The 2,579-nt window shown below is 59.1% G+C and carries 1 protein-coding gene and 1 pseudogene; both read left to right on the top strand.

All coding sequences use genetic code 11. From position 1 onward, the window contains the following. Nucleotides 1-802 (top strand): annotated as a pseudogene (locus tag ACP15R_RS27365) (IS5 family transposase); the annotation flags it as partial. 803 nt (nucleotides 803-1,605) lie between these two features. Continuing rightward, nucleotides 1,606-2,564, top strand: a protein-coding gene (locus ACP15R_RS27360; protein WP_424985805.1) for an IS630 family transposase whose coding sequence is annotated in 2 segments (ribosomal slippage) — nucleotides 1,606-1,947 and nucleotides 1,950-2,564 — 957 coding nt in all. Because the reading frame shifts where the segments join, the coding sequence is not laid out codon by codon here. Nucleotides 2,565-2,579 lie beyond the last annotated feature (15 nt).

The following is a 2,579-nucleotide window of genomic DNA, read 5'->3' as shown; positions in this document are numbered from 1 at the left end:
CGTGTCTGACGATGAAGGTGCTGTTCAGCATGCCCCTTCGGCAGACGACAGGGTTCGTCGAAAGCCTGTTGCGTCTGGCAGCGCTTGACTGGAAAGTCCCGGACTTCAGCACCCTGTGTCGCCGTCAACGAACGCTGAATGTGGCGATCCCGTACCGTGGCGGTGCGGGTCCGCTGAACCTGCTGATCGACAGCACAGGTATCAAGGCCGAGGGCGAAGGAGAGTGGAACGCGCGCAAGCACGGTGGCCCCAAACGGCGTATCTGGCGCAAGGTACACATCGGTATTGATGAGGAAACACTGGAGGCCCGGGCCGTCGAAGTCACGGGCAGCAACATTGGCGATGCGCCCATCTTGCCCGAGCTTTTGGACCAGATTGCGGCTGATGAGCAGATCGGTTCCGTGACCGCCGATGGCGCCTACGACACGCGCAAATGTCATGAAGCGATTGCCGCCCGCGCTGCCGCCGCGGTCATCCCGCCACGCCAGAACGCCAAACCATGGAAGCCGACGAGCCCAGGTGCCGTCGCACGCAACGAAGCTCTGCGTGCTTCGAAGTACCTGGGCCGAGCCATCTGGCGACCCCTCTCGGCAGCATCCTGCGGATGCGCCTGCCGGGCAGTGGATGGAGCGGGTGTCACCGTCAGAGCCGGGTCGAAAGCAAGATGAACTGTATCAAGCTGCTTGGCCAGTCACTGATGGCTCAAGATTTCGACCGCCAGGTCGCGGAGCTGCAGGTCCGCATGGCCGTGCCGAATGGCTACACCGCGCTTGGCATACCCGTCACAGTGGCCGTAGGATAAGTCCGTCCGGGGAAAGGGGAACTCCGCTCAGAAACTGATTTAGGCAGCAAGGCCCCCCACATATCGCGTATTTACCCCCTAGCCAATTCAGTTCCACCTGATGGCGCACTCAACTGTCGGGGTGAAAGCTTGCACGGGCGACCTTGCTCAGCGACAAGTGTTCCCTGTATGTTCTTGACATGAGTCGACGCACCATACCTCAACGCAAGATCGATGACGCGGCGTTCCCGGTCGGCGTGTACCTGCGTGTTCCCGGTGACGGTTTTGGTCGCGACCTAGATGCGTTGCACAAATGGTTGGCCGACAACCTTGGTCCCGGTGAATATGCCGTACATGCAGGCGGGCGGCATCCTGGGTCGCAAGGGTTAGAAGATCGGCTGGCGGTCTACACTCGCGAACCTAATGCCGCTGCGTCGCTCCTAAAGTCACTTCCTACGCTAGGGCTATCAGACGGCACGGATTCAATCACATATGCCTCTCCCGCGCTGCCGTTTGGCCAGAGATAACTGGCAACACAAATAGGCGCTGCGCGATCCCCCACCGGGGGGGCGTTCGAATGATTTTCGACCGTCGATGCTCTACACCCGCGCCGAAGGTTCATTTTCAGGCGGAACGATTTTGAAACAGGGGTACGGGTGAAGGCGGTGACAAATCCGGTGACAAGCCAATTCAGAAAGAAACAAGGGGTTGCAGAATAAACCGCAACCCCTTGTCTTTATTAAAGCAGTTCCAGCTTTTGTTGAATCAAAGGGGGTTCCCATGAGGTGAGTTTTCTGATTCATCCTGTTCAGGAGGATCAGTTCATGCCTAACCCGCTTTCCGCCGATATTCGTGCCCGTTTTGAGGTGCTCTTTGCTCAAGGCCTTACGGGCCGCGAGATTGCGCGCCGTCTGATGATTTCGGCGGCCTCCGCCTCGCGTTTGTCTCAAAGGCTCAAACGCGGATTGCGCCTGACACCCGCCGACAACCCGCGCAATACCGGTCATGGGCGGTTGGCTCCGCACCTCGATTTTCTCATCGAGCTGATCCATCAGGACCCGGACATCACGCTCAGGGAATTGCAGGGGGCCTTGGCCGATGCACATGATGTGAGCGCATCAGTCTCTGGTATCGATCAAGCGCTCAGGCGGCTGGGATACTCGTACAAAAAAAGAGCCTCATTGCGGATGAACGCAAGCGCGCAAAGGTAAGACGCGCAAGGGCGGATTGGTTTGCCCATCGTGTTCCGGCGATCAGCGCGATGCCTGAACGCGTTGTCTTTCTTGACGAAACCTCCGTCAAAACGAACCTGACACGCCTCCGGGGGCGCTCCCTGCGCGGGACGAGATTGACGGCATCTGCGCCGTTTGGGTCATGGGGAACCCAGACCTTGATCGCCGGACTGGGGCCATCCGACCTGATCGCGCCATGGGTCATTAAAGGGGCGATGGACGGCCCCGCCTTTGTCGCTTACATCCGCGACGTGCTGATCCCCGAGATCGAACCCGGCACCGCCGTCATCCTCGACAACCTGGCCACGCACCGCAACAAGGAGGCCGAGGCGCTTCTGGGCGAACACGGCTGCTGGTTCCTCTTTCTGCCGCCCTACAGCCCGGACCTGAACCCAATCGAGATGGCCTTCTCGAAACTCAAAGCCCACCTGAGACGCATTGGAGCGCGCTCATTCACAGGGTTGTTCGAAGCCCTCAGTGAAATCTGTGACCTCTACACCCCGCAAGAATGCTGGAACTACTTTTGCGAGGCCGGATATGCTTCTACGTAAACTGGAACTGCTTTA

The organism is Microbulbifer sp. S227A (assembly GCF_049800935.1).
The sequence above is the reverse complement of the archived record's forward strand: the minus strand, read 5'-3'. Positions and strand labels throughout refer to the sequence as shown.